At 44.1% G+C, this 19,400-nt stretch carries 17 protein-coding genes; 10 read left to right on the top strand and 7 right to left on the bottom strand.

Translation table 11 applies throughout. From position 1 onward, the window contains the following. Positions 1 to 182: 182 nt before the first annotated feature. From AY607_RS09360 to dxs, 3 genes are all read right to left on the bottom strand, one after another. Complete coding sequence (locus AY607_RS09360) at positions 183 to 2,072, bottom strand: DEAD/DEAH box helicase (protein ID WP_064094542.1); 1,890 nt, start codon at positions 2,070 to 2,072, stop codon at positions 183 to 185. Positions 2,073 to 2,621: 549 nt separating this feature from the next. Beyond that, entirely contained in the window at positions 2,622 to 3,452 is an 831-nt protein-coding gene (locus tag AY607_RS09350) for an inositol monophosphatase family protein (RefSeq protein WP_034608351.1), read from the bottom strand. A 114-nt stretch (positions 3,453 to 3,566) separates the two neighbouring features. After that, positions 3,567 to 5,477: a 1-deoxy-D-xylulose-5-phosphate synthase gene (dxs, locus tag AY607_RS09345; protein WP_064094543.1), complete on the bottom strand. Its 1,911-nt coding sequence runs from the start codon at positions 5,475 to 5,477 to the stop codon at positions 3,567 to 3,569. 309 nt (positions 5,478 to 5,786) lie between these two features. Here dxs and ribA point away from each other — a divergent pair, with 309 nt between their 5' ends. Continuing rightward, positions 5,787 to 6,389: a GTP cyclohydrolase II gene (gene ribA, locus AY607_RS09340; protein WP_064094544.1), complete on the top strand. Its 603-nt coding sequence runs from the start codon at positions 5,787 to 5,789 to the stop codon at positions 6,387 to 6,389. A gap of 139 nt (positions 6,390 to 6,528) precedes the next feature. On the opposite strand, the gene hemN is transcribed toward ribA, so the two are convergent. Further along, positions 6,529 to 7,902: an oxygen-independent coproporphyrinogen III oxidase gene (gene hemN / locus AY607_RS09335; protein WP_064095162.1), complete on the bottom strand. Its 1,374-nt coding sequence runs from the start codon at positions 7,900 to 7,902 to the stop codon at positions 6,529 to 6,531. A gap of 236 nt (positions 7,903 to 8,138) precedes the next feature. On the opposite strand from hemN, the gene hemF reads away from it, so the two are divergent. The 5 genes from hemF (at position 8,139) to AY607_RS09310 (ending at position 13,105) form a co-directional block, all read left to right on the top strand. Then, positions 8,139 to 9,095, top strand: a complete 957-nt coding sequence (gene hemF, locus AY607_RS09330; protein WP_064094545.1) for an oxygen-dependent coproporphyrinogen oxidase — start codon at positions 8,139 to 8,141, stop codon at positions 9,093 to 9,095. 135 nt (positions 9,096 to 9,230) lie between these two features. Further along, positions 9,231 to 9,437: a hypothetical protein gene (locus AY607_RS09325; RefSeq protein WP_064094546.1), complete on the top strand. Its 207-nt coding sequence runs from the start codon at positions 9,231 to 9,233 to the stop codon at positions 9,435 to 9,437. Between the two features lie 99 nt (positions 9,438 to 9,536). Then, a complete protein-coding gene (aroE, locus tag AY607_RS09320) occupies positions 9,537 to 10,325 on the top strand; it encodes a shikimate dehydrogenase (protein ID WP_064095163.1) in 789 nt (262 codons plus the stop codon). A 398-nt stretch (positions 10,326 to 10,723) separates the two neighbouring features. After that, complete coding sequence (locus tag AY607_RS09315) at positions 10,724 to 12,547, top strand: acyl-CoA dehydrogenase C-terminal domain-containing protein (RefSeq protein ID WP_064094547.1); 1,824 nt, start codon at positions 10,724 to 10,726, stop codon at positions 12,545 to 12,547. Positions 12,548 to 12,895: 348 nt separating this feature from the next. After that, positions 12,896 to 13,105 (top strand): cold-shock protein, encoded by a 210-nt coding sequence (locus tag AY607_RS09310; protein WP_004281542.1) that lies wholly within the window; start codon positions 12,896 to 12,898, stop codon positions 13,103 to 13,105. 222 nt (positions 13,106 to 13,327) lie between these two features. Here the strand turns inward: AY607_RS09310 and hemW are convergent, their stop codons facing one another. Then, positions 13,328 to 14,482: a radical SAM family heme chaperone HemW gene (hemW, locus tag AY607_RS09305; RefSeq protein ID WP_064094548.1), complete on the bottom strand. Its 1,155-nt coding sequence runs from the start codon at positions 14,480 to 14,482 to the stop codon at positions 13,328 to 13,330. A gap of 126 nt (positions 14,483 to 14,608) precedes the next feature. Between hemW and AY607_RS09300 the strand changes: the two genes are divergently transcribed. Both AY607_RS09300 and AY607_RS09295 read left to right on the top strand, forming a co-directional pair. Then, complete coding sequence (locus AY607_RS09300; protein ID WP_005249857.1) at positions 14,609 to 15,067, top strand: DMT family transporter; 459 nt, start codon at positions 14,609 to 14,611, stop codon at positions 15,065 to 15,067. 39 nt (positions 15,068 to 15,106) lie between these two features. Then, positions 15,107 to 16,465: an MATE family efflux transporter gene (locus AY607_RS09295; RefSeq protein ID WP_064102401.1), complete on the top strand. Its 1,359-nt coding sequence runs from the start codon at positions 15,107 to 15,109 to the stop codon at positions 16,463 to 16,465. A gap of 204 nt (positions 16,466 to 16,669) precedes the next feature. Here AY607_RS09295 and AY607_RS09290 read toward each other — a convergent pair whose 3' ends face one another. Continuing rightward, positions 16,670 to 16,882 (bottom strand): DUF1737 domain-containing protein, encoded by a 213-nt coding sequence (locus AY607_RS09290; protein WP_064094550.1) that lies wholly within the window; start codon positions 16,880 to 16,882, stop codon positions 16,670 to 16,672. Positions 16,883 to 17,167: 285 nt separating this feature from the next. Here AY607_RS09290 and AY607_RS09285 point away from each other — a divergent pair, with 285 nt between their 5' ends. Continuing rightward, positions 17,168 to 18,466, top strand: coding sequence for an ABC1 kinase family protein (locus AY607_RS09285; protein ID WP_064094551.1), 1,299 nt, complete (start codon positions 17,168 to 17,170; stop codon positions 18,464 to 18,466). Positions 18,467 to 18,562: 96 nt separating this feature from the next. Next, on the top strand, positions 18,563 to 18,814 hold the full coding sequence (locus tag AY607_RS09280) for a type B 50S ribosomal protein L31 (protein ID WP_004732342.1): 252 nt from the start codon (positions 18,563 to 18,565) through the stop codon (positions 18,812 to 18,814). Positions 18,815 to 18,901: 87 nt separating this feature from the next. Here AY607_RS09280 and crcB read toward each other — a convergent pair whose 3' ends face one another. Then, complete coding sequence (crcB, locus tag AY607_RS09275) at positions 18,902 to 19,282, bottom strand: fluoride efflux transporter CrcB (RefSeq protein WP_064094552.1); 381 nt, start codon at positions 19,280 to 19,282, stop codon at positions 18,902 to 18,904. Between the last annotated feature and the right edge of the window lie 118 nt (positions 19,283 to 19,400).

Raw genomic sequence — 19,400 nt, 5'->3', positions numbered from 1 at the left:
TGCGATATATGGCATATACACCTCTATCAATTGAGATCGAACAGTTAAGCTTTTCATATCAATAATTATCATAACCCTGACTAAACATGAATTAGTAGACATTTTACGTTAAAAAGTAAAAAACTCAATGCATAAAAAAACCGGTATTTCTACCGGTTTTTTATCTTCATCTAGCGACTGAATTAGTCGTTAAATTTGCGACGTGGACGATCTTCACCACCGAATGAACGTTCAGTACGTGGCTTGTCATCAAAGTTGCGACGAGCTGGACGATCACCAAAATCACGTTTTGGACGGTCATCACCGAATGAACGTGCTGGACGATCACCGAAACCACCTTCACGACGTGGAGCTGGACGATCACCAAAATCACGTTTTGGACGATCACCATAACCGCCTTCACGAGCTGGTTTGTAATCTACACGGTTACCACGGTTGTCATCATTAGAGCGAGGACGGTCACCAAAACTACCTTCACGACGTGGAGCTGGACGATCACCGAAGTCACGCTTTGGACGGTCATCAAATGAACGTTGTGGACGATCACCAAAACCGCCTTCACGACGTGGAGCTGGACGATCACCGAAATCACGCTTCGGACGGTCATCAAACGAACGTTGTGGACGATCACCAAAACCGCCTTCACGACGTGGAGCTGGACGATCACCGAAGTCACGACGTGGACGATCTTCGCCACCGAACGCTGGACGTTCGCCACGAGGTTTGTCATCGAAGCTACGACGTGGACGATCATCACTGCCTTCACGACGTTTGAAATTGCTTTCACCTTCAAAACGACTACGACCACCGCCATCACGACCACGACCACCGCCGAAACCGCCACGACCACGACCACCGCCATCACGACCACGACCGCCGCCATCACGACTACCGCGTGCAGGAGGTGGAGATGGCTCAAGGCCTTCAATTTCAGATACGTTCAGACGCGCATCAAGGAAGTCTTCCAAAGCACGGATTTTACCGCGTTCACGGTAAGTCGCCAAAGTAATGGCTTTACCAGTACGACCCGCACGACCTGTACGACCGATACGGTGTACATAGTCTTCGTTCTTCATTGGAAGACCGAAGTTGATTACGTGTGAAATAGTTGGTACGTCAAGACCACGTGCCGCAACGTCAGTTGCAACCAAGATCTTCGCACGACCTTCACGAATGCTACGTAAACGACGGTTACGAACCGTTTGTGGCATAGCACCATGAAGCGCTACAACTGATAAACCTGCTTCAGCAAGCTCTTCAGCCAACATATCTGTGTCTTCTTGAGTTGACGCAAATACAACTGCTTGATCAACGTCTTCTTCGTTTAACCAGTGAGTCAGTAATTTTTTCTTGTGTTCGAAACCGTCAGTCCAATGCAAAGTCTGAGTAATATCAGTATTTGTAGAGTGACCTGTTTCGATCGAAATACGCATTGGATCATTCATCATGCGTTCAGCAAGTGTAATGATACGTGGTGCAAACGTCGCAGAGAACATAAGAGTCTGTTTGCGGTTTGCAGCCAACTCACCAATTGCTTCCAAGTCTTCAGAGAAGCCCAGGTCAAGCATACGGTCAGCTTCATCGACGATTAACGCGTCAACTTTATCCAATTTGATTTGACGACGATTCACCAAGTCAAGTAAACGACCTGGAGTTGCAACAACAACTTGCGCGCCTTTTAACTGTTGAATTTGCTTACCAAAAGGCATACCGCCCATGATTGCTGCAATACGAACACCTTTCATATGACGTACAAGCGCAATTGCGTCTTGACACACCTGTTGTGCCAATTCACGAGTCGGTGAAATCACCAAAATATTCGGTTGAGTAACCGCTTTCATACGGTCTTTAAACGGTACTAATGTATCTTGGTTTGCCAACGCATTTAACGTAGGCAGTAAGAATGCAGCAGTTTTACCAGAACCTGTTTGGCTTGATACAAGAAGGTCTTTACCTTCAAGTGCAGCTGGAATCGCTTGTTCTTGTACAGGAGTAGGAGTAGTAAAGCCTAAAGCGTCGAGAGCCTGGGTTAGAGATTCGTCGAGAGAAAAATCAGCAAAAGTTTTGCTCATAGAGAGTGTTCACCCTGAAGTGGGTGCTCCATTAAATAAATTACAATATGGACATCGGCAAAAAGCGGCACAGCAAATAGAGCTGAAAAAGTTAGGATTCAGCAGCGATCCGAATAACGACGATGTGGATATAACGCACGTATATGATTACGGCCGCAAACCTGAAGGAATCGCTTAAGCGATTGGGGCGCGAAGGATATGTCCTCTCTATGGACAGAACGCGCATACAATGATTAGAAGATAGTGTTCAGGTAAAGAACGGAAAATTAAGTGCGTGCCGAAATTATAGCAGAATATTCCACAATGTCATTAAGTTTTAAAACTAATTTTCTTTATTCATAAATTATGTATAATTTTCTTATACTTAAAGAATTATAAAAGTGTAGTTATTGGTCTAAAAAGTCAATTTTCTGTAATTCACCGGACATTTCCGATATCTAGTCAGTGTTAAAAATATAGACATTACCCGATTAAAAGAAGATAAGTATATAAAAAAGGCATCCCGAAGGATGCCTTTTAGAATATTAAATCTGCTTCATCTAAACCCGATTATTTTGCTGCTTCACCCCAAGCAGGAACAACTGCTTGCATTAAAGGCTTAAGCATTTTCATTGAACAAGCCAAAACTTGACCATTTTCCATAGAGTCGCTACCACCACGTGCATCAACTACAGTACCGCCTGCTTCTTTCACGATCAATTCACCCGCTGCGATATCCCAAGGTTTCAAACCAAGTTCAAAATAAGCGTCGAAACGACCGGCAGCCACATAAGCCAAATCCAATGCTGCAGAACCTGAACGGCGATATTGCGCACCAGCTTCAGTAACATTTAACAAAGACTGGAAATGATTCTTGGCATAAGACACAACTTCGCCATTACGTTTGGCACGATACGCATGACCAACAGCCATAAAGGTATTTTCCAGGCTGTCTTTGACATTCACACGAATACGGCGCTGGTTCATCATGGCACCACGACCACGACTGGCAGAGAATAGCTCATCTTTCACCGGGTCATAAATCACCCCGTGTTGAGTAATGCCTTTGTGCTGAACTGCGATAGAAATACAGAAATGCGGGAAACCGTTAATGAAGTTTAAAGTGCCATCTAGCGGATCGATCACCCAACACCAATCGGCGTCATGACCATTACCTTCCTGATAGCCAAATTCTTCACCAAGGAAACTGTGATTTTTATAGCTTTTACGTAGGGTATCGATGGTCAACTGCTCCAGATAACGATCTACACGCGTTACCGGACCATCAATTCCTTTTTCTTCGACTTGTAGATCGAGTTTATGACGATTCTGATGCGCTTTTAAAAGCTCTTGACCAACTAACTGAGCCGCACGCGCAGCCATCACCACCATAGGTTCCATTGAACACCCACTACAAATTTGAAGACACTGATAAAGAATAATGCATAAAAGCCCCAATATCTTAGCAAATATCGGGGCTTTTTTGGGAAAAATGTGTCTAAAATTTTTAAGAACTTATGACAAAACGCTTTGCCCTAAGCTGGACCAAGCCTGATTGATCGATTTTTCAATGCCTTGCGCATCTAGGCCAGCCTGTTGCAACATCTGGGTATGGGTCGCTTGCGCCATGAATGTATCATCCAGACCCAGATTCAGGATTGGTTTAACAATCTGTGCTTCTGCCAGATACTCATTCACTGCACTGCCCGCACCGCCCATCACCGCATGTTCTTCCACCGTGACAAACAGACTGGTCGTCAAGGCCAGATCGTCCAGCATTTGGGTATCTAGCGGTTTGACAAAACGCATGTTGATTACCCGCATGCCAATTTCATGTTTCATGGCAAATGCTTCAGCAGCGTCGACTGCAGCCTGTACCCGGCTACCAAATGCCAGCACAGAAATATATTCATCATACTGCCCGTTAAAACTGGCCACGATTTCCGACTGACCGATCGGAAACTCCATCATCTTTTGCTGGATCTCGACACCCAGTCCATTGCCACGTGGATAACGTACGGCTGCAGGTCCTGGATACAAATACGCGGTATGCAGCATTTGACGGCATTCATTTTCGTCTTTCGGCGCCATGATTACGATATTCGGGATAGTACGCATATAGGCATAATCATATGCACCGGCATGCGTCGGCCCATCTTCACCGACCAGACCGGCACGATCAATACCAAAAGTGACATCCAGATTCTGCAAGGCTACGTCGTGTACCAGCTGGTCATAACCGCGTTGCAGGAAAGTCGAGTAAATTGCAACCACCGGCTTCAAGCCTTCACAAGCCATACCGGCAGCCAAGGTAACTGCATGCTGTTCGGCAATCGCGACATCAAAGAAACGTTCCGGATATTCTTTGGCAAATTTGACCATGCCTGAGCCTTCGCACATCGCAGGTGTGATTGCGAGCAAACGTGCATCTTGTGCCGCTTCATCGCAAAGCCATTGTCCAAATACATCCGAATATTTCGGTGCAGTATTGCTGGCGGCAACAGCATTGAGTTTACTAATCGCGTGATATTTGATTTGATCTGATTCTGCCGGAGCAAAGCCTTTGCCTTTCTTGGTATAGATATGAATCAGGCGGGGGCCTTTACGTTTTTTCAGCGCATTAAAGACATGCACCAGCTGTTTGACATCGTGACCGTCATAAGGACCAAAATAATCAAAGCCAATGGCTTTAAACAGGTTGTCTGCTGCATCGGTTGCTGCACTGTGTAATCGCGAGTTATACAGCCACTCCGGATGCGGCTGTACATAAGCCTCTCCCTCTTCAGTCACGTTGATGAATTCACCACGCTCCCAAATTGCGGCTAAATGCTTGGCAAAACCACCAGTACTGCAAGAAATCGACATATCATTATCGTTCAGCACCACCATCAGATCCGCCTGATGTGCTACCGCATCATTCATGGCTTCAAAAGCCATACCTGCCGTCATGGCACCATCACCAATGATCGACACCACCTCACATGGCTTGTTTTGATAACGGCGCGCTAGAGCCATGCCAAGACCGGCAGAAATCGCAGTAGACGAGTGGCCTACCCCAAAAGTATCAAATTCAGATTCTTCACGTGCCGGAAAGGCTGCCAGACCATCTTTAGCACGAATGGTGGTGAGCTGTTCACGACGACCTGTCAATGCTTTATGCGGATAGGCTTGATGACCGACATCCCAGATCAGGCGGTCATGCGGCGTATTAAAGCAATAATGTAAGGCCACGGTGAGTTCAATTACACCAAGGTTGGCACCAAAATGTCCGCCACTTTGCCCGGCAGCATACAAAATGAATTGACGTAACTCATCTGCCACTTGTTCTAGCTGGCTTTGCTCGAGTGCACGCAGTTGCTCAGGATGATTGATCGCATCAAGCAACGGTGTTACAGGGCGTTGAGTTGGGATTTCTGTATACAGCATATTATGGCAAAGCCTTCTAAAGCCTGGCAAATCTAAAGCTAGGTCAATGGGGAGTACCCGATCATATAGCTGAATTGTAGCAGCTTCAATTCAGCTACGCTTCTAGCGATGCAATATTAAACAATGATCTCGTCGGGGTGAAAAAATCGCAGCCTACGATTATCCTGAATAATCTTACTATTTATCAACTATTATCGTTCGCTTTCTACAAAAAAGAAAATCTAATGCAGAATTTCGACTTTGCAATTCTACCAATGTTCAATCATTACGCTATACTTTAGCTAATTTCAGGATTTAACGGGTTCAGCTGTGCCAATCGAGTTTGTCGCAACGTCAAGATTACCTACCGCTCACGGTGAATTTAAAATTACTGTATTTCAAGACCCTAAGACCGGTGAAGAGCATGTCGCACTGTCTAAAGGACTTGAGGAAGTATCAGATGAACCTGTGGTGGTCCGTGTACATTCTGAATGTTTAACCGGTGATGCCTTTGCTTCACTCAAATGCGACTGTGGCCCGCAATTACAAGCAACTTTAAAACTGATCAATGAATTGGGCCGCGGAGCTATTCTGTATTTGCGTCAGGAAGGGCGTGGTATTGGCCTGACCAATAAAATTCGTGCTTACGCCCTGCAGGATCAAGGCCATGACACCGTAGATGCCAACCTGATGCTGAACCTGCCGGCGGATGCACGCCAATATGATATGTGTAGCATTATGCTGGATCATTTACAGATAAAATCGGTACGTCTCGTGACCAACAACCCTTCAAAAATAGAAGCCTTAAAAGCACAAGGCATTAATGTAGTCGATCGTGTCCCGCTAACAGTAGGCTTAAACCCGTTTAATGAACAATACCTTAAGACCAAGCACGAACGCATGGCACATCTTTATAAAAAGGATGATTTTTAATATTTTTAAACCCTGTCCTACCTTATTTTAACTGAATCCTTCCAAACCTCCCTTTCTTGCGCTTCGACTTAAAGCCATGTTTAAGTCTGGCTCAGGGAGGCTTTCTCTCTCTTTCTTAAAAATGGGGTTTAGGAGGAGATTAAATCGTCATCGAGAAAATCCGACTTTCTGGCATCCGTCGCTTTAAACGTAAATCAAAAGCCATACAAATATTGCGTACAAATGGTTTCCCTTTCTCCAGAATTGTGACTGACGAGTCTGAAAATTCAATTAAACCATCCTGTGCCATTTCCTCAAGCTGTTCCAAAACCTCATCAATTTCAGGAAAAAGCATCTCGGAATTTTCCCATGAGGTGCTAAAGCTGCACATCAAATTTAGAATATGTTGCCGGATGATCAGATCTTCCTGGTTTAAGACATGTCCTTTAAATACCGGAATTTCATTGCGCGCCAGGCATTCATAATATTCTTCAATGGTTTTCACATTCTGCGCAAAGCTGTACCAGCTATCGCTGATTGAAGAAATCCCGAGTCCAATCATCACCTGGGTTTTAGAGGCTGTGTATCCCATAAAGTTGCGATGCAATGTTCCAGCTTGAAAGGACTGGTACATCGCATCTTTTTCTAAGGCAAAATGATCCATGCCGATTTCATGATAACCATGTGCCAGAAGTTTCTTTTTACCCGCTTCATAGCATTCCCGTTTGATCGCATCTTTGGGTACATCGGCATCTTTAAAACCGCGCTGACCATTGCCTTTAATCCAGGGCACATGTGCATAGCTATATAAAGCCAGACGGTCCGGCAAAAGCGAATTGGTTTGCTCAATAGTATTTAAGACATCATCCAGACTCTGAAATGGCAGACCAAACACCAGATCATGAGAAATCGATTCATAGCCAATTTCTCTTGCCCATTCGGTTACCTGTTTAACATTTTCATACGGCTGAATCCGGTGAATCGCCTTTTGCACGGTTTCATTATAATCTTGCACCCCATAACTGACCCGACGAAAACCAAGGTCATACAATCCTTGCAAATGCTCACGCGTGGTATTATTAGGATGGCCTTCAAAACTGAATTCATGTACAGGCGCTACGTCGGCTTTGGCCAGAATGCCTTGAATCAGTTGAGCCAGATGCGCCATTGAAAAAAATGTCGGTGTTCCCCCACCCAAATGAATCTCTTTAATTATGGGCTTTTCTTGTAATAGCTCACAATATAAATCCCATTCTTTCAGCACTGCCTGAATATAAGGCTGTTCAACTTCATGGCGTTTGGTCACACGCTTATGACACCCGCAGAAGGTACACAGACTTTCACAAAATGGCAGGTGGATATACAAGCTAATGCCTTCACTTTGATTGGATTCCGCAAAAGACTTTTTTAGCGTTTGCTTCCATTGTTCCAGCGAGAAATTCTGCTCTTCCCAATACGGAACCGTGGGATAACTGGTATAGCGCGGACCGGGAACATTATATTTTTGAATCAGGGAATTGACCTGTACCGACATGACACCCACCTTTACCATCGAAAAATGCTCAAGCCAATGAGCGCTTGCAAGTTATTGTGCTGAGCTTGAAAAAAGAATTCAACCTAGCCCTTTGGTCGGATTTAATGGTGCATTCTGTTTATGAATAGTGGAATGTAAGGTCTGGGCTGATGAATTGCATCACCAAATAGACCTTAATCTTTGACTGATTTTATGCTTTGATGTAATTAGTTTTTTATTTCCCTACGAGGGTTCTGATGCAGCATCCTACATCTACGGATATTCAACGCGTTCGTGAATTTCTCCTCGACTTGCAGGCACGGATTTGTGCGGCACTGGAGCAACAGGAACGTGCTGGCGGCGGTACGGCCGAATTTATTATTGATGACTGGGAGCGCCCGGAAGGTGGTGGCGGCCGTTCACGTGTTCTGCAAAACGGCACGGTCATTGAAAAAGGTGGGGTAATGTTCTCCCACATCAACATTTCCAAACTGCCCGCTTCTGCGACTGAACGCCATCCCAATATTGCCGGTGCCAAAGCGCAAGCAATGGGAGTATCACTAGTCATCCATCCAAAAAACCCGAATGTGCCCACCTCACATGCCAACGTGCGTTTATTTGTCGCAGAGAAAGAAGGTCAGGATCCGATCTGGTGGTTTGGTGGCGGTTTTGACCTGACCCCGTTTTATCCGAATGATGAAGATGTACTGTCTTGGCATCAAACGGCGCATGATCTGTGTGCTCCATTTGGTGCAGAAGTTTATCCTGAACATAAACAATGGTGTGATCACTATTTTTACCTGAAACATCGTGACGAGCAGCGCGGTGTGGGCGGCTTGTTTTTTGATGACCTGAATCAATGGGATTTTGAAACCTGTTTCCAGTATATGCAGGCTGTAGGCAATGGTTATTTGGAAGCCATTCTGCCAATTTTCCAGCGCAATCAGGATAAACCCTATACCGAAGCACAACGCGAATTCCAGTTATACCGTCGTGGTCGTTATGTAGAGTACAATCTGGTTTATGACCGCGGCACCCTGTTTGGTTTACAGACTGGCGGCCGGATTGAATCGATTCTGGTCAGCCTACCCCCGCTTACCGGATGGTCATATCGCCCGGAATGGGATGAAGGCTCACCCGAAAAACGCTTAACAGATTATTACCTAAAACCACACGACTGGTTAACAGAATTAAGATCCCAAGCAATGAAATGATACAAACAGCCCTCAAATGGAGGGCTTTTTTAATGGAAAGTTCCTCTATACTGTCGAATAGAAATATCTGATTTGATCGCAGCACCCTATCGCTACATCGATCAACTTCTATTTGATGTTTAGTGAGAAATAAAAATGCATAATCTTCAATTAAATCTACCTATATTGGCCTTTTGGCTTTTCCTTGCTCTCGCCATCAGTGCGATGAGTACCGCACTTTTGAGTCACAACCTGATTCTGGATGGCGCAGCTATTCTGGTGAGTATTCTGACTGGGGTTGGAGTCGTTTTTAGTATGGCGCTGATATTTGCGGAACATATTATTGATATTTGCAGTTCCTAACATGCTGACAACCTAGCAGTAATTAAAGATTGCGCAGGCTTTAGTCCCTGCGCTTTTTCACGTATATTGATGGCCATTTCCGCACATGGACATTGTGAAATGAGCAAACAATTTGCCGTGATTGGTAACCCGATTGAACAGTCACGTTCTCCAGAATTGCATCACGCCTTTGCTGCTAAAACTGGAGTCGACCTGAGTTATACCAAGCGTCTGGCTCCACTGGATGGCTTTGAAGCCAATATTCAGGACTTCTTTAGTCAGGGTGGTAGTGGCCTGAATGTTACTGTCCCCTTCAAAGAGCAGGCTTTTATCCAATGTCAGGTGTTGAGTGAACGGGCCAAAATTGCCAAAGCCGTGAATACCCTATGGATGGAAAATGGGGTCCTGCATGGCGACAATACTGATGGTCAGGGCCTAGTCGAGGCGATCCGTGCTTTAGACTGGCCACTGGACAATACAGCTATCTTAATTATTGGTGCAGGCGGTGCCACGCGTGGCGTGATTTATCCCCTGGCGCAGGCGGGTGCGAAAAAAATCGTGATTGCCAATCGCACCTTGGCACGCGCGAAACAGCTGGTTGCTGATATTCAGAATGCCGTACCGCAAATCGAATTACAGGCAATTTCTCTGGATAATCTTAGCGGTGAATTTGATCTGGTGATTAACGCGACTTCTGCAAGCCTCAGCGGTGATACCCTTATTCTACCGGAAACGTTACAGTTTAAGAGGGCCTATGAAATGGCCTATGGTAAACCCTCTTCCTTTCTGGATCAGGCCAAGGCGCGCGGTGTTCCCACGTCAGAAGGCTTTGGAATGCTGGTCGGTCAGGCGATTGAATCTTTTTACATCTGGAATGGCATCAAGCCGGACTTAAAAGAGTTTCTTTAAAAGCCCTATCTATCCAATGAGTTCAGTTCGGGTTGTAACTATAGCCCGCAACTGAATTTCCTCTAACCGTCCAGAAGCTGTGACACCATGGATTGGTTCTAGTGACATTTTAGAAGCCGGCCTGTTTTAACTTAAATTTGAGCACAATTCATACAAAAGTATACTGGACATATCACCTTTTAATTTATTAAAGTCCAATGTGATAACAAGTTTTCAATCTTCCTGCAATATCTATACTAGTCAATAAAATTAACCGAGTTAATTGACTGGAATTAAAAATCGATTCGCTTTTCTGACATTTTTATTCACTGAATTCATCAATGTTTTTTTATCTCCAATGTGAATAATCAAAGAATCGATACAGATAATCCAAAACTATTTCAATCAGGATTAAACGCATGCCAGCATATAAAGCCCCTTTACACGACATTCGCTTCCTTATGAATGAAGTGCTTGACTACCCTGCGCACTACCAGAATTTGTCGAATGGTGAATATGCCGATGCCGACACAGTAGATATGATCTTAGAAGGTGCGGCAGATTTTTGTGAAAATGTACTGTCACCTTTGAACCAAAGCGGTGATGAAGAAGGCTGTCATTTTGAAAATGGCGAAGTAAAAACCCCGAAAGGCTTTAAGGAAGCTTACGAACAGTTCGTACAAGGTGGCTGGCAAGGTCTGTCTTATCCTGAAGAGTTTGGTGGCCAAAACCTGCCCATGTCTTTAAACCTGATCAAATCAGAAATGATGGGTACTGCGAACTGGTCATTCCAGATGTATCCGGGTTTAAGTGTGGGCTGTATCAATACTATTATCCAGTATGGTACCGATGAGCAGAAAAACACGTATCTGCCTCACCTGGTTGCAGGAACTTGGGCGGGCACCATGTGTCTGACTGAACCACAATGTGGTACGGATCTGGGTCAGGTAAAAACCAAGGCAGAGCCGAAAGAAGATGGCACTTATGCGATTTCAGGAACTAAGATTTTTATTTCCGCAGGTGAGCACGACCTCACTGAAAATATCGTACATATTGTACTGGCACGCCTTCCGGATGCACCGCAAGGCACCAAAGGGATTTCCCTGTTTATCGTACCGAAATTTATTGCTGCTGCAGATGGTGGGATCGGTGAACGCAATCCAGTAAACTGTGGCTCGATAGAACACAAAATGGGGATTCGCGCTTCAGCAACGGCTGTACTGAATTTCGACAATGCGACTGGCTACCTGATTGGTGAACCAAACAAAGGCCTGCATGCCATGTTTACCTTTATGAACACGGCGCGTATTGGTACTGCAATTCAGGGCATCTGCCATGCTGAATTGTCATTCCAGGGTGCTTTGCCTTATGCCAAAGAGCGTATGTCAATGCGTGCCCTGTCTGGCAAAAAAGATCCAGAAAAAGTAGCGGATGCAATCATTCATCATGCCGATGTACGCCGCATGCTGTTGACGCAAAAAGCCATTGCTGAAGGTGGCCGTGCCATGATTTATCATGCAGCACAAATTGCCGATAATATGAATGATGCTTTGCTGCGTGGCGATACCGCTGCTTTTGAACAGCATGATGATCATCTTGGTTTCTACACCCCTATCCTGAAAGGCTTCTTGACCGAAATGGGCTATGAAGCATCAAATCATGGTATGCAAGTCTTTGGTGGACATGGCTATATCAAAGAATGGGGCATGGAACAGATCGTACGTGACTCACGTATTTCTACCCTGTACGAAGGTACTACAGGTGTTCAGGCACTGGATCTGATCGGCCGTAAAGTGCTGTTGACGTCGAAAGGCAAAGTGATTCGTGATTACACTGCTGAAATTCTGAAATTCTGCGGTCAGCATGCGCGCAATAAATACATGCGCCGTTTCGCCTGGGATTTAACCAAGCTCTGTGCACAGTGGAATGCCTTAACCGTGCGTATTATGCTGGCTGCACGTAAGGACCGCGACATCGTGTCTTCTGCGTCAGTCGATTTCCTGATGTTCTCCGGTTATGTGATGATGGCCTACTTCTGGGCACAGCAAGCTGCAGTTGCTTCAGCCAAACTGGCATCTGGTGATGGTGCGGAAGTTCCAGAATTCTATAAAGCAAAAATCAAAACTGCTGATTTCTACTTTGAACGTATTCTGCCACGTACCCAAGGTCATGCAGAAGCGATGGTGAATCCGTCTAAAACCATGACGGCACTCGCGCCAGAACACTTTAGCTTCGATTACTAAGCTGTAAATTGTCTCAAAAAGAGCGTTTCGGCGCTCTTTTTATTGACTCAAATATCTTTCTTTTAGCTTAAAAAACCTTTCTGGATATAAAATATACAAATTTAATTTTATATTTTTCAACACCCTAATAAATTAGCCAAATAAAACGCTTGTATATCTCAAAATAAGCGGTATGATAACCCCAACTAGAAAAATTCTTGTTTTGGTTAGTCTTCTTTTAAGTATCGCAGTTTTAGTCATAAACCTTCGTATTACAGATCAAAAAGCTCCATCCTTTTTATTTTTCAAAGTTACAGTTAGTCATCTGAAATTTTGGCTATAAATTCATACGATTCAATAGGTTATATTATGTCTAATACAGTTAACGGTACAGTAAAATGGTTCAACGAAACTAAAGGTTTCGGTTTCATTCAACAAGAATCAGGTCCAGACGTTTTTGCTCATTTCAGCGAAATCACTGGTTCAGGTTTCAAAACTTTAGTTGAAGGCCAAAAGGTTTCTTTCAGCGTAGCTCAAGGTCAAAAAGGCCCTACAGCTGTAAATATCGTTGCTCTATAATTTAGAAGCAAGATATTGAAAAAAAGCACTCCTAGAGTGCTTTTTTTGTGCCTGAGATTCTTAAAGTCTGCTCTTCTCTTTTCCAAGATTACATCGGAGATCTGAAAATAGATAATCTCTAGGCTATAAAAAATTCCTGATCTGGGGAAATCTGCGCAATAAAAAAACCCTCATATAGATTTACGAGAGTTTTTCCAAAAATGAGCAGCGAATTAAAATCAGTTAAAGAAATTCTTCCAGCACCGAATTTAAAAAGATATGCCCCTGCTCGGTACATGAAAGCCGGTCTTGATCATCGACCATTAATTTTCTGTCACGCAAAGAACTGAGCAACTCATTCAAGCGATCCAGACCTAAACCGGTACGTTCGGCATAGAGTTTGGCTTTCACCCCCTGATTTAAACGTAACGCATTCATCATAAATTCAAAAGGCAAGTCGGCATCTTCAATGCGCTTAAACTGCAGATGTTCGGCAGGTACTTTGGCTAAGTAGTCCTTAGGTAAACGGGTTTTCTGGAACCGATATACACCATCCGGCTGAGTGACTTTGCCATGTGCTCCAGCACCAATTGCCAGATAGTCACCAAACTGCCAGTAATTCAGATTATGCGCTGAAGGCAATTCTTTCCGCCAAGCCGAAACTTCATAGTTGATAAAACCCTGAGCTTTTAAGTAGAGCTCACCCTGCTCCTGAATATCTTCCAATACTTCATCCACAGGCAAAATCGGTTGAGTCCGGAAAAATACCGTATTTGGCTCAATCGTTAGCTGATACCAGGAAATATGCGTAGCACCCTGTTCTACCGCCAGTTTTAAATCATGTAAAGCTTGTTCTAAAGTTTGTTCCGGTAAACCATGCATCAAGTCGACATTAATGCGCTGAAAACCTGCTTCACGTGCCAGCCCAATGGCAGAAATCGCATCTTCATTGCTATGGATCCGTCCCAAACGCTTGAGATGAGCGGTATTAAAACTCTGCACCCCAATCGACAGACGGTTAATTCCGGCCTGCAAATAACCGGCAAACGGATCATGTTCGACTGTGCCGGGGTTGGCTTCCAGCGTAATTTCACAGCCTTCGGCAAAGGGAATAATGGCTTTGAGCTGATCAAATAACCATTGATAGCCTGGGGCGGAAATCAGTGACGGTGTTCCCCCACCAATAAAAACACTGTAAATCTGCCGGCCTTGGGCAAAATCGACCTGAGTTTTAAAGTCTTCCACCAGTGCTCGTAAATATTCCTGTTCCAATTCCAGTGATAGCTGACCATCCGGAACCGCATGCGAATTGAAGTCACAATAAGGACATTTGCGCACACACCAAGGCATATGAATATATAAGGACAAAGGGACAGCAGCAGGATTCAATTCAGCCAAAGAACTACTCAAAAACGATTACAAGATATAGCGGAATTTTAACATGACTCGGCGGCAACACTGCTAAAATTAAATTTGATCGTGTGATATGTCTAAAAATTTAAATAGAATTAGTCAGTTAAAATTATGAAAATATCTTCTCAACTTATTATTTTACTTCCTTTGGTTTTTGCAATCGGTGTTTTATTGACACTCCAGACTGCAATTAATACACAACTGAAAGAATATTTATATTCTCCTATTCAAGCTGCATTTTTTTCCTTTTTGATTGGTACAATAGTGCTCGCCGTAATCGTACTTTTTCAGTCCAATCCCAAACCCGGTTTACAGGAATTGATGAGTGTTCCCTGGTATTTATGGCTAGGGGGAATCGTGGGTGTATACGCGATTAGTATGAGCATTTATGCAGCACCCAAACTTGGCTTTCTGGTTCTTAGCGGTCTCATTATTTTTGGTCAGATGGTAATGTCGATGCTGGTCGATCATCTGGGATTATTGGGTAATGAAAAAATGCCGGTTAACTGGCAACGTCTTTTAGGCGGCGTGGTAATTTTTATTGGTGTGCTTCTCACTTTACAACGCTAAACCTTCTATTTAAGCACATGATCACGATGAGTAATTTTTGTGTCGAATGTTTCACCAATTACAACCTTTAGTTTTGAATTAAAAAAACTTTTTCATCTGATGCTGCCTATTCTGGTGACCCAATTTTCTCAGGCTGGTCTGGGCCTGATTGATACCATTATGGCCGGTCACCTGTCTGCTACCGATCTTGCCGCGATTGCCGTCGGAGTAGGACTCTGGATTCCGGTGATGCTGCTATTTAGTGGCATTATGATTGCCACGACGCCTTTGGTTGCCGAAGCTAACGGCGCACGTACACCTGAAAAAATTGCCACCATTGCACGTCAATCGCTTTGGGTTGCCCTGATTCTTGGGGTAATTGCCGGCCTGATTTTACAAGTTTTGCCAGCCCTTTTACCTCTCTTGGGCGTACCGGAAAGCTTGCAGCCTAAAGCCAGTTTATTCCTGCATGCGAGTGGTTTTGGTATGCCTGCGGTAACCATGTATGCAGCCTTACGCGGCTACTCAGAAGCGATTGGAAATCCTCGCCCGGTCACCGTGATTAGTTTATTGGCCCTGGTTTTGCTGGTTCCGCTGAACTATATCTTTATGTATGGTATTGGTCCTGTTCCGGCCCTAGGCAGTGCAGGCTGTGGGTTTGCCACAGCGATTTTGCAGTGGTTAATGCTCATGACTCTGGCACTGTATATCTTTAAAAACAGAGCCTATCAGCGTACTCAGCCTTTTACTCACTGGGAAAAAATAAACCCGGAATGGGTGAAGCGTATTCTGCAACTGGGTTTTCCAATTGGATTGGCGATCTTCTTTGAGGTCAGTATTTTCAGTACAGCAGCAATTGTGCTGAGTCCTTTGGGAGAGACCATTGTCGCTGCCCATCAGATTGCTATTTCCGTCACTTCACAACTGTTCATGATTCCCATGTCACTGGCGATTGCCCTGACCATTCGGGTTGGCACCTACTATGGTGAACAGAACTGGCAAGCCATGCGAAAAGTGCAATATCTTGGCCTGATCACTGCCACTATTCTGGCGATCCTGACCATGATTCTGCTTTGGGTTTTCCGCAATGAAATTGTGGCACTCTACACTTCAGATCTGATCGTAAGCCAAATTGCGGTGTATCTGATTCTGTTTGCTATTGCCTATCAGCTGATGGATGCCTGGCAGATCAGTGCAGCAGGTTGTCTGCGTGGCATGCAGGATACCAAGGGGCCGATGTGGATTACCATGCTGGCTTACTGGGTCATCGCCTTTCCGGTTGGGGTATATTTATCCCGCTTTACCGAGATGGGCGCCGCCGGTGTTTGGGTTGGCCTGATCGTGGGTTTAAGTGTTGCCTGTGTTTTATTGCTGGCACGACTCTATAGCAATAACAGACGTTTAAGCTTAAAAGTGTAAAAACTTAGCGACTTTCAAGCAATCTTAAATATTGGGTAGGTGACATGGATGTCACCGTTGAACTGTGATACAGGGAAGTAGCATCAGATCAACGAGATGGTTTTGTTACTTTTGCCATGACAAAAGTAGGAGCTACACCTATGTGACAGCATAAAAATAAAAGATGAGAGCATAGCCTTGAGCATTCTAATTTCGATGTAGAAGTTAAGAATTAGCTCCCAAAGCCTCCTTCAATCCTTCTGGAATCTCTGATTCATCCGCTACATCTTTGGTCACCACCTGCCCCACAATCACATCCGTACCATTAAAAGTCATGGTGGGTGGACCATATAACTCATAACCTTCATTTAAGGCACGGGTCACCCGCGCACAAAAATGCACATCATCCTTCCCAGTAAAATATCGATAGACTTTCATTGAATTTTCTTCATTACAGCAATCTGTTTATTCTAAGCTTTTAGCCATAAAACAACATTCAGAATTAATACTCAGCCTTATCTAAAACGATGATGGATTCCGGCATATTCTTTTAGTTTAGCCAAGGAGATAAAGATAAATCTTTATCAAATCAAAGATGATGCATTAAACATGGAGAAGCAGAAGGAAATCACAACATAACCTCTACAATTAAATCTAGGCAATTGAACCGTTGTCACCTATGATCAAATACATCCATTCATTATTGGTTTCAAGGAATCTCGCATGGCAAAAACGGCTAGTACACCCGGTCGTCGCTTTATGAAACTTGCCGGAATGACCGCAAGTATTGCAGGTAAAACCCTCTCCAATTCCATTAAAAATTTAACTGCCGATGAAGAGCAGAAAAATACTGCGCGCAGCAAACTGTTTCAGGATATTGGGGTACAGATTGCAGATACCTTGGGAGAGATGAAAGGCGCAGTCATGAAAGTTGGCCAGATTGCCTCGCAATATAAAGACGTTTTCCCGCCCGAAGTCGCCAAAGCCATTGCCAAGTTACAACGTCAGGCACCACCCATGCCATTTAAAGAAATTCAGGCACAGGTAGAAAAAGAACTGGGTAAACCCTTAGCACAGCTTTTCCAGCACTTTGATGAACAGCCATTTGCTGCAGCCTCGATTGGTCAGGTACATAAAGCGATCCTGCCAGATGGCCAGCAAGTTGTGGTCAAAGTGCAGTATCCTGGGGTAGATGAAGCCTGCGAAAGTGACCTGAAACAAGTCCGTCTGGCACTGCGCATGATGGGCGTGTTAAAGATTGACCGTAAACTTCAGGATCAGCTGTTTAAGGAAATTCAGCAGAGTCTGGACAATGAGCTGAACTATGAAATCGAAGCACAGAATCTGGAAATCGCCCGGACTTTCCATGAATCTCTGGACAGTAAAATTATAATTCCGAAAGTGTTTCATGAGTACTCTTCACGGCATATTCTGACTTTGAGCCAGGAGCTTGGGGAAAGTATTGAAACCGCTAGCACTTGGCCACTCGAGACCCGAAATGCTTTGGGACGCCGTTTATTCCGTGCCATTGGTCAGGAAATTTTCTATCTGAAACGCTTTCACTGCGACCCGCATCCCGGCAATTTCGCCTTCCGTGAAGATGGCTCTGTAATTGTTTATGATTATGGTGGCGTCAAGACCTTGTCGACTGAAGTGGTTGAACATTTCAAAGAGCTGATCCATGCCGCACGCAAGAAGAATATTCCCGTAATCGAACAACAACTGGATGCACTGCATTCTTTGACTGAAACCGGAAAATTCCCAACAGAATTGTATGAACAATGGCTGGAAGTACTCATGCGTCCTTTAGTCACCCACTATGATTTCGCCGAAAACTCAGCGCATCATGATGGTATGGAACTGCTGAAACCTTCCTTAAAATACTGGGATGTGTTTAAACCTTCTCCAGATACCTTAATGGTGAACCGGACGATTTCAGGGCAGTACTGGAACCTGATTCATCTTAAAGTAAATGATGATTTAAGTGATGTATTTGAAGAGCTCGTACCCAGTCGCAGTTAAATAGAGACGACTGGCTTACGCGTTGTAACCCTAAATTACTTGAAAGCGTAAATGTTACATTATAACATTTGATCAATAATCAAGAGGAATTTAGATATGCGTTCAGATATCCACCCTGAGTATCGTGAAGTGTTGTTCCATGATACCAATGCCGATGCCTATTTTGTGATTGGCAGTACCATGAACTCCAGCCAGACTAAAGAATATCAAGGTAAAACATATCCTTATGTAACACTAGATATTTCAAGCGCTTCTCATCCTTTCTATACGGGTGAGCAACGTCAGACCAGCAATGAAGGTCGTGTGGCAAGCTTCAACAAACGTTTTGGCCGCTTTAAACGTGGTTAAAAATGAAAACCGTCGATTATCTCAATCTTCGAATCGTGGTTTATGTCAGGAAATAACCTCCAGTTTCCTGACTTTTTTATGTCCGTTTTAACTGTGCGATAGCATCCATGACGTTAAATAAAAGCCCAGCGCCAGAACCATAATGCCGATGATTAAGCTGGATAATGCATATAATACCGCTAGGCCCATAGCCCCTTGCTTGAATAGCAAAAAGCTTTCCAGACCGAAACTGGAAAATGTAGTAAAACCACCGAGAATTCCCACCATTAAAAACAGACGAGCTTCCTGTTGAAGGATTGGATATTTTTGGCTACAGGCAAAAAAAATCCCCGCACATAAACAGCCTAGAATATTGATCCACCAGGTGGGCCAAGGAAACTGCATTTGTGGTTTAAACAGCCAAAGTCCTGCTGCATAACGCAGACTGGCACCGACTGCCCCACCCATTGCCACCCAAAGCCAGCCCATATTTTTTCCTATCTATTTATTGATCAAGTTTATCTTATCCAAATTTTTAAACTCAACATGGATAATTTTCACTATTATCTTGAACGGAAAATCAATTAAATACCATGGAACTTCGCAA

Source organism: Acinetobacter sp. SFA, assembly GCF_001647535.1.
GTDB lineage: Bacteria > Pseudomonadota > Gammaproteobacteria > Pseudomonadales > Moraxellaceae > Acinetobacter > Acinetobacter pecorum.
The sequence above is the reverse complement of the archived record's forward strand: the minus strand, read 5'-3'. Positions and strand labels throughout refer to the sequence as shown.

What these genes read in the sequence shown, in the direction of transcription:
- AY607_RS09360 (WP_064094542.1), bottom strand. Translation starts at nt 2,072, where the DNA reads ATGAGCAAAACTTTTGCTGATTTTTCTCTCGACGAATCTCTAACCCAG.
- AY607_RS09350 (WP_034608351.1), bottom strand. Translation starts at nt 3,452, where the DNA reads ATGGAACCTATGGTGGTGATGGCTGCGCGTGCGGCTCAGTTAGTTGGT.
- dxs (WP_064094543.1), bottom strand. Translation starts at nt 5,477, where the DNA reads ATGCTGTATACAGAAATCCCAACTCAACGCCCTGTAACACCGTTGCTT.
- hemN (WP_064095162.1), bottom strand. Translation starts at nt 7,902, where the DNA reads ATGTCGGTACAGGTCAATTCCCTGATTCAAAAATATAATGTTCCCGGT.
- hemF (WP_064094545.1), top strand. Translation starts at nt 8,139, where the DNA reads ATGCAGCATCCTACATCTACGGATATTCAACGCGTTCGTGAATTTCTC.
- AY607_RS09325 (WP_064094546.1), top strand. Translation starts at nt 9,231, where the DNA reads ATGCATAATCTTCAATTAAATCTACCTATATTGGCCTTTTGGCTTTTC.
- aroE (WP_064095163.1), top strand. Translation starts at nt 9,537, where the DNA reads ATGAGCAAACAATTTGCCGTGATTGGTAACCCGATTGAACAGTCACGT.
- AY607_RS09315 (WP_064094547.1), top strand. Translation starts at nt 10,724, where the DNA reads ATGCCAGCATATAAAGCCCCTTTACACGACATTCGCTTCCTTATGAAT.
- AY607_RS09310 (WP_004281542.1), top strand. Translation starts at nt 12,896, where the DNA reads ATGTCTAATACAGTTAACGGTACAGTAAAATGGTTCAACGAAACTAAA.
- AY607_RS09300 (WP_005249857.1), top strand. Translation starts at nt 14,609, where the DNA reads ATGAAAATATCTTCTCAACTTATTATTTTACTTCCTTTGGTTTTTGCA.
- AY607_RS09290 (WP_064094550.1), bottom strand. Translation starts at nt 16,882, where the DNA reads ATGAAAGTCTATCGATATTTTACTGGGAAGGATGATGTGCATTTTTGT.
- AY607_RS09285 (WP_064094551.1), top strand. Translation starts at nt 17,168, where the DNA reads ATGGCAAAAACGGCTAGTACACCCGGTCGTCGCTTTATGAAACTTGCC.
- AY607_RS09280 (WP_004732342.1), top strand. Translation starts at nt 18,563, where the DNA reads ATGCGTTCAGATATCCACCCTGAGTATCGTGAAGTGTTGTTCCATGAT.
- crcB (WP_064094552.1), bottom strand. Translation starts at nt 19,282, where the DNA reads ATGGGCTGGCTTTGGGTGGCAATGGGTGGGGCAGTCGGTGCCAGTCTG.